General features: G+C 40.8%; 6 protein-coding genes. 4 read left to right on the top strand and 2 right to left on the bottom strand.

Annotated features, from left to right (window positions below; all coding sequences use genetic code 11):
- Positions 1-222 precede the first annotated feature (222 nt).
- Positions 223-1,389: an acetyl-CoA C-acyltransferase FadA gene (gene fadA / locus ACPEH5_RS16245; RefSeq protein WP_042848818.1), complete on the bottom strand. Its 1,167-nt coding sequence runs from the start codon at positions 1,387-1,389 to the stop codon at positions 223-225.
- A gap of 4 nt (positions 1,390-1,393) precedes the next feature.
- Positions 1,394-3,586, bottom strand: coding sequence for a fatty acid oxidation complex subunit alpha FadB (gene fadB / locus ACPEH5_RS16250; protein ID WP_181469069.1), 2,193 nt, complete (start codon positions 3,584-3,586; stop codon positions 1,394-1,396).
- Positions 3,587-3,843: 257 nt separating this feature from the next.
- Between fadB and pepQ the strand changes: the two genes are divergently transcribed.
- The 4 genes from pepQ to hemG are packed head-to-tail and all read left to right on the top strand — an operon-like array spanning position 3,844 to position 7,842.
- Entirely contained in the window at positions 3,844-5,178 is a 1,335-nt protein-coding gene (gene pepQ, locus ACPEH5_RS16255; RefSeq protein WP_166686126.1) for a Xaa-Pro dipeptidase, read from the top strand.
- Positions 5,178-5,792 (top strand): IMPACT family protein, encoded by a 615-nt coding sequence (locus ACPEH5_RS16260; protein ID WP_042848815.1) that lies wholly within the window; start codon positions 5,178-5,180, stop codon positions 5,790-5,792. The genes pepQ and ACPEH5_RS16260 overlap by 1 nt, the downstream gene beginning before the upstream one ends.
- A gap of 28 nt (positions 5,793-5,820) precedes the next feature.
- A complete protein-coding gene (gene trkH / locus ACPEH5_RS16265; RefSeq protein ID WP_042848814.1) occupies positions 5,821-7,272 on the top strand; it encodes a Trk system potassium transporter TrkH in 1,452 nt (483 codons plus the stop codon).
- Between the two features lie 45 nt (positions 7,273-7,317).
- The gene (gene hemG / locus ACPEH5_RS16270; RefSeq protein WP_071547685.1) at positions 7,318-7,842 is read left to right on the top strand and encodes a menaquinone-dependent protoporphyrinogen IX dehydrogenase; all 525 of its coding nucleotides are present in this window, start codon (positions 7,318-7,320) and stop codon (positions 7,840-7,842) included.
- Positions 7,843-8,008 lie beyond the last annotated feature (166 nt).

Here is an 8,008-nt window from a genome sequence, read left to right on the forward strand (position 1 = left end):
GTCTGGTATCTGCATGAAATCAGGTTAGTTTCAAATTGTAGGGGGGCTAGCTTTGCTCATTCGTCCTAGTCACATACTTATGTATGCCCCTAGGGTATCATTCAGTTGCCGCCTATTGGTAACCTAAACTATGAGAGGCTATTTGGTTAGAAAAAGGCAAAAAAAACCCGCCCCTGACTAGGCGGGAACATCGACAAAATGCAATGTTTGTGAAAATTACGGCTAAACACGTTCAATAATAGTGGCGATACCTTGACCAAATCCGATACACATAGTTGCTAAACCAAACTGTTTATCTTTAAGCTCTAATTGATTAAGTAAAGCGGTGGTGATCCTTGCACCTGAGCACCCTAATGGATGACCGAGGGCGATAGCACCTCCACTAAGATTTACTTTTTCGTCTAATTGATTCTCTGATAATTTTAAACCTTTCATGCAGGCTATTGATTGAGCTGCAAAAGCTTCATTTAGTTCAATAATATCAATATCATTTAAAGACAACCCAGCGCGTTTTAATGCAAGTTCGCTTGCTGGTACTGGCCCATAACCCATTATTGATGGATCACAGCCAACTACTGCCATTGCTCGTACTCTAGCTCGTGGCTTAATCCCTTGCTGGCTAGCATAGCTTTCACTCGTTAGCAGCATTGCGGATGCCCCATCAGATAGGGCTGATGAGTTCCCTGCCGTGACTGTACCACTGACCGGGTCAAATGCTGGTCTTAGAGCAGCTAGGCCCTGAAGGCTAGCATCAAAGCGGATGACCTCATCATAATTTACAGAAATAAGATTACCATTAGCGTCATGCCCGCTAATAGGGACAATTTCATTACTAAATTTCCCATTTTCTGTTGCTAAAGCAGCAAGTTGGTGAGATCTCAAGGCAAATGCATCTTGTTCTTCACGGCTAATTTTGTACATTTTTGCTAGCATTTCAGCGGTAAGGCCCATTGCGCCTGCGGCTTTGGCAACTCGTAACGTCAGTTTAGAGTTGAAATCTATACCATGAGTCATGGGGACATGCCCCATATGCTCGACGCCACCAATTAATACTGAGTTTGCATCGCCTGTCATGATGAGTCGGCTAGCATCATGTATTGCTTGCATTGATGAACCACAAAGGCGATTAACAGTCACAGCTGGAACAGTGTGAGGTATATCCGTGAGCAATGCCGCATTCTTGGCAATATTAAACCCTTGTTCTAAGGTTTGTTGGACACAACCCCATATGATGTCATCTAACTGTTTTTTACTTGCATTTGGATTGCGTTCAAAAATAGCATTCATAAGGTGCGCAGATAGGTCTTCAGCCCTGACATGGCGAAATACCCCACCTTTTGAACGGCCCATTGGTGTACGTATTCCATCAATAATGACGACATTTTCCATAAAATTAACCCCTCGCAACTTTTTTGACATCAACGGCCACAACAGGTGGTTGTGGGTAATATCTAGCATTAGTAACTGCTTTTTCTTTTAAACCTTCAGGTGCCTGATAAAGAGGGCTTAAATGCTCTAAAGATTCTGCTGTTTTGAAATAAGACTGGCTACCCAAAGTATCTAAGTAGCAGAATGCGCCACCTCTAAATGGTGGGAACCCTAGACCATACACGAGAGCAATATCTGCATCTGATGGGCTCTGAATAATGCCTTCTTCTAAACAACGGACAACTTCATTGACCATTGGGATCATCATTCGAGCAATAATTTCTTCTTTGGTAAAAGAACGTTTTGTTGAGCAAATAGAAGCGAGTAGTTCATCTGTATGAGGGTCATTAACTTTTTTCGGCTTACCTTTTTTATCTTTTTCATATAGATAAAAGCCCTTGCCATTTTTTTGACCAAAACGCTGCTGTTCAAACATCACACTTATGGCATTTTTGCCTGTTTTACTCATACGCTCAGGGAAACCTTCGGCCATGACTTGTTCAGCATGGAAAGCAGTATCAATACCGACAACATCGAGAAGATAAGCAGGGCCCATAGGCCAACCAAATTCTTTCTCCATGATTTTATCTATTTCTCTAAAATCAGCCCCATCTTGCAAAAGTAAATTAAAACCTGCGAAATAAGGGAAAAGGACTCGGTTAACAAAGAAACCAGGGCAATCATTAACGACAATAGGGGTTTTCCCCATTTTATTCGCATAGGCAACAACTTTGGCGATAGTATCTTCAGATGTTTGTTTCCCTCTGATAATTTCAACTAATGGCATACGGTGTACTGGGTTGAAGAAATGCATTCCACAGAAATTTTCTGGGCGTTTTAGTGAGCTTGCAAGTGTCGAAATTGGAATGGTAGAGGTGTTTGATGCTAATAAGGTATCAGGGGCAATAAGGGATTCTACCTCAGTGAGCACAGCGGCTTTAATTTTGGGGTTTTCAACAACAGCTTCAACGACGATTTGGCTGCTTTCAATACCTGAATAGGATAATGAAGGGTGTATAGCAGCTAATGTGGTTGCCATTTGTGCAGCGGTGATTTTCCCTCTTTCAAATTGCTTGTTTAACAGCTTTTGTGCTTCCTCAATCCCTAACTCTAATGATTTCTCATTGATATCCTTCATTAAAACTGGCACGCCCCTACTGGCGGACTGATAGGCAATGCCTCCACCCATAATCCCAGCACCAAGCACTGCGGCATGCGTTGGAGTACTAACATGTTGTGAGAGTTTTTTGCTATTAGATTTAACATGTTGATCATTCAGAAAAATACTGACTAATGCGCGAGCAACATCACTATGGGCGAGAGGTACAAAAGCTGCGGTTTCATGTTTTAATGCTTCATCTCGTGCACAGTTTGCTGCTTTTTCAATTGTATTTACAGCAGCCATTGGCGCAGGGTAATGTTTCCCAGCAGCCTGATACACCATTCCTTTTGCCACATTGAAACTCATTGTTTGTTCAATAGGGCTTAATTGTAATGGCTCTAGTTTTGGTTGGCGTTTTTTCTGCCAATTTAGTGCACCTGCAATAGCTGATTCAATGATAGTCAGTGCAGATTGAGGTAAGAGTTGGGTATCAACAACAGCGTCGATAAGACCAAATTTTAATGCTTGAGCGGCATTGATATCTTTACCTGCGGTAATAATTTCTAAGGCACTATCTAAACCGATTAGACGAGGCAGACGTACGGAACCACCGAACCCAGGCATAATACCAAGTTTTGTTTCAGGAAGCCCAATTCGAGCGTCGGGTGATGCGATACGAAAATCAGTGGATAAAACGCACTCACAGCCACCACCTAAAGCATAGCCATTGATAGCGCAGATAGTAGGAACTGGCAAATCTTCAATGCGGTTAAAAATGGTATTGGCATATTGTAACCAATTACTTAGCGTTTCTTTTGATGCCTCAAATAGAGATAAAAACTCTTTAATATCAGCTCCAACAATAAACGCTGGTTTATCAGAACGGAAAATAACACCTTGCAGATCGGTTTGCTGCTCTAGAACAGTCACGGCTTCATCAAGTGAAGCAACGGTGTGGGTATCCAATTTATTAATCGGCCCTGGTGAGTTAAAAACCAGTTCTGCAATCCCTTTTTTCAACCATTGAATATAGATTGTTTCACTTTGATAAAGCATTCTGCTCTCCTTTACATGGTAATGGTATCTGGTATGACCAGATGAAATGAGTGTGACCAGAATGTTAATTAATTGCAAATGGTTAATGACAAAAATGGAATGCGGGTCACAGCAATTAAGCGAAATAATAATGAATTAAAATGATATTATCATTATTTATCAATACATTAAGTTAGGTTTGCAATAGAGTGCATATCCGTTAATTTCAGAACGTGGTAAGCTTGAATTTTCTAATTAATGCTGAAAGGTTGAAAGAAATGGAAAAATTGACTGCACTCTACGCTGAACATATTAAAACGTTACAATACAGAACTCAGCAAGTCTTACAGCGCAGCAAATTAGATGCCATATTGATTCATTCAGGTGAACCCCTACGCATCTTTCTTGATGATAGTGATTACCCTTTTAAAGTTAATCCTCATTTTAAGTCTTGGGTACCTGTTACTGATGTCCCACATTCTTGGTTACTCATTGATGGCGTAAATAAGCCTAAATTATGGTTTTATTCGCCAGTTGATTATTGGCATAGCGTTGAGCCATTACCAGATGGTTTCTGGACTAAAGACATTGACTTAATCCACCTAAAGAATGCGGACGATATCAAAGGGTTTCTGGCGAATATCCAAAAAGACAATATTGCCTATATCGGCTCTGCAACAGCAAGAGCGGAGTCATTAGGCATCTCTTTGCATAATATCAACCCAAAACCGGTTTTAGACTATTACCATTTCCATCGTTCATATAAAACAGACTATGAGCTTTACTGTATGCGTGAAGCACAAAAAATGGCGGTGAATGGGCACCTTGCAGCACTTGAAGCATTCCGTGCGGAAATGAGTGAATTTGATATTAATATCAGTTATTTACAGTCTACTGGTCATCGAGATACCAATGTGCCATATGGTAATATTGTTGCTCTAAATGAAAATGCAGCCGTACTGCATTACACCAAGTTGCAGCAAACAGTTCCTAATGAATTACGTAGTTTTCTGATAGACGCTGGTGCAGAGTACAATGGCTATGCAGCTGATATTACTAGGACTTATGCCGCAAAAGGCAAGGATGAATTTGCTGAATTAGTGGCGGATGTAAATAGCGAACAGCTTTCATTAATTGATACAATTAAAGCTGGGGTTCGTTATACCGATTATCACGTGGATATGCATCATAGGATCGCAAAAATCCTTGCTAAACATGATATTATAAAAGGTATTAGCGAAGAATCGATGGTCGAAAATGGGTTAACAACACCATTTTTACCTCATGGCTTAGGGCACCCTTTAGGGCTGCAAGTGCATGATGCTGCTGGCTTTATGCAAGACGACAGCGGGGCTCACCTTGCTGCTCCGAAAATGTATCCTTTCTTGCGCTGTACTCGTGTATTAGAACCTAAAATGGTATTAACAATTGAACCTGGTCTGTATTTCATTGAATCTTTACTCGCTGAGTGGCGAAATGGTGAATATAGTCAGCATTTTAATTGGGATAAAATAGAGTTCTTTAAACCTTATGGCGGTATTCGTATTGAAGACAATATAGTGATCCACGCTAACCGAATTGAAAATATGACTCGAGACTTACATTTACGTTAATGAAACCTTATTTAATACCAGCAGAAACGATTTCGTTTACTGAAGAAATTAAAAAAAGTCGTTTTATTACGTACTTAGCACATACCGAGGGTATTGAAGCGGCAAAAGATTACATCCAATCGGTTAAAGCTCAATATCCAGATGCTCGGCATCATTGCTGGGCATTTGTTGCTGGGCGTCCTGATGACTCGCAACAATTAGGTTTTTCTGATGACGGCGAGCCAACAGGAACGGCTGGCAAACCTATTATGGCACAACTGTTGGGAAGCAACTTAGGGGAAGTCACTTGTGTCGTTGTGCGTTATTTTGGTGGGATAAAACTGGGGACTGGCGGGTTAGTTAAAGCTTATGGTAATGGTGTACAGCAAGCACTGAAAATTTTACCAACACAAACTAAAGTGCCACAAAAAGTGTTTAATTTAGTATGTGATTACTCATTGGTTAATGCAATTGAGCAGCTACTTATTCAGGTGAATGGCGTGGTTTTACACAGTGATTATAATGAAGCTGTCTCTTTGCAAATTGCAATTCCTGCTACCCTTCAGCAGGAAGTCAATGATAAATTACGCGATATAAGTCGTGGTGCCTTGTCGCTCACGCCAGAATCGGAATAGTAAACAGCTTTAGCAAGGAATCTGCCGAATGCATTTTCGCGCAATAACCCGTATTGTCGGGCTGCTAGTCATCATTTTTTCATTTACCATGGTTATACCAGGTATTGTGGCGCTAATTTATCGCGATGGCGCAGGGCGAGCCTTTAGCCAGACTTTTGTGACTGCGTTATTGATTGGTCTTTTTTTATGGCTACCTACGCGTAATAGCCGTCATGAACTTAAGGCAAAAGAAGGCTTTCTTATTGTCGTATTATTTTGGACTGTTCTGGGGAGTGTTGGGGCATTACCTTTTATCTTTTCAGAGAGACCAAACCTTTCCGTTACTGATGCTTTTTTTGAATCATTTTCGGGGTTAACCACTACTGGCGCAACAACGCTAACAGGGCTCGACTCGTTACCTAAAGCAATATTATTCTATCGGCAAATGCTTCAATGGCTTGGCGGTATGGGGATCATTGTACTCGCCGTTGCAATCTTGCCTCTACTGGGTGTTGGGGGGATGCAGTTATATCGAGCGGAAATGCCGGGGCCTTTGAAAGACAATAAAATGCGCCCACGTATTGCAGAAACTGCAAAGACGTTATGGCTTATTTATGTATTGCTAACGATTGCTTGTGCTGTTGCTTTGTGGGTAGCTGGTATGGATGTTTTTGATGCTATATCCCATAGTTTCTCAACAATTGCTATTGGTGGTTTTTCTACACATGATGCAAGTGTAGGTTATTTTAATAGCCCAGCAATTAACACCATCATTGGGGTATTTCTGCTCATCTCTGGCTGTAATTTTGGTTTACACTTCGCTGTATTAACTGGGCGTAGCCTTGGCATTTATTGGCGTGACCCTGAATTTAGAATGTTTATTAGCTTCCAGTTTGTTCTAGTCGTGATCTGTACTTTAGTTTTAATGTATCACTCAGTTTATGGTAGCTTTGGGCAAACGCTCGATCAGGCATTTTTCCAAGTTGTATCAATGGCGACAACTGCTGGTTTTACAACAGATAGCTTTTCGGGGTGGCCACTTTTTTTACCGATGCTTTTATTATGTGCGGCATTTGTTGGTGGGTGTGCAGGGTCAACTGGGGGCGGGCTAAAAGTTATTCGCATTTTGTTACTCTTCTTGCAAGGTTCTCGGGAACTAAAACGTCTGGTTCATCCAAATGCGGTATACACGATTAAGTTAGGCCAAAGAGCGCTCCCTGAAAGAATTATAGAAGCGGTATGGGGGTTTTTCTCCGCATATGCTTTGGTTTTTATTGTCAGCTTATTACTTTTGATAGCAACGGGCGTTGATGAGTTTTCTGCTTTCTCTGCTATAGCCACCACATTAAATAACTTAGGCCCGGGTCTAGGAACAGTTGCTGACAACTTTACCTCTATGAATCCAACTGGGAAATGGATATTAGTTGTGACTATGTTATTTGGGCGTTTGGAGGTCTTTACTTTATTGGTACTGCTGACACCGACTTTCTGGCGTGAGTAATTGAGTACAACCTAATATAGAAATGATAATAATCTAGGAACGATGATGAGCTATTTACTTTTACATTCCAGTACGGATGGGCAAACAAAAAAAATTATTTTAAAGATGGCTGAGCAGCTACGGACATTAGGTCGAGAGTGTGATATTCGTGATTTAAACACTGAGCAAAGCTTAAATTTGGCGGCTTATGACAAAGTATTGGTGGGGGCATCGATTCGTTATGGTCATTTTAATAAAAAGCTACTTCGTTTTGCGACTACTCACCAAAACCAATTGAATTCAATGAACACAGCCTTCTTTGCTGTAAATCTTACAGCAAGAAAAGAAGGGAAAGACACAGTAGAAACAAACGCATACACACGTAAGTTTTTAGAAGCTTGCCCTTGGAAGCCAACATTAAAGTCTGTTTTTGCTGGAGCCCTCTTTTATCCACGTTATAAATGGTTCGATAGAACTATGATCCGCCTAATAATGAAAATGACAGATGGTCCGACTGACCCAAATACTGAAATTGAATACACTAATTGGGAGAACGTTACCCAATTTGCTAGTGAGTTTGATAAACTGTAGGTCTTTTTATCAACAAAATGCAGCAGGTTTGCACGATTTGTTTAATAAATCAGCACTTGAAAAGAAATATTAAAAAAACACTTGCTAGATTTTCTGGGCTCCCTATAATGCGCATCCGTTGTCACGATAAACCGGCTCGAAGAAAACCTCGAAGCCTTGTGATAAC

Origin of the sequence: Providencia sp. NPDC089933 (genome assembly GCF_049545585.1) — a bacterium.
In the GTDB taxonomy this organism is placed as follows: Bacteria; Pseudomonadota; Gammaproteobacteria; order Enterobacterales; family Enterobacteriaceae; genus Providencia; species Providencia huashanensis.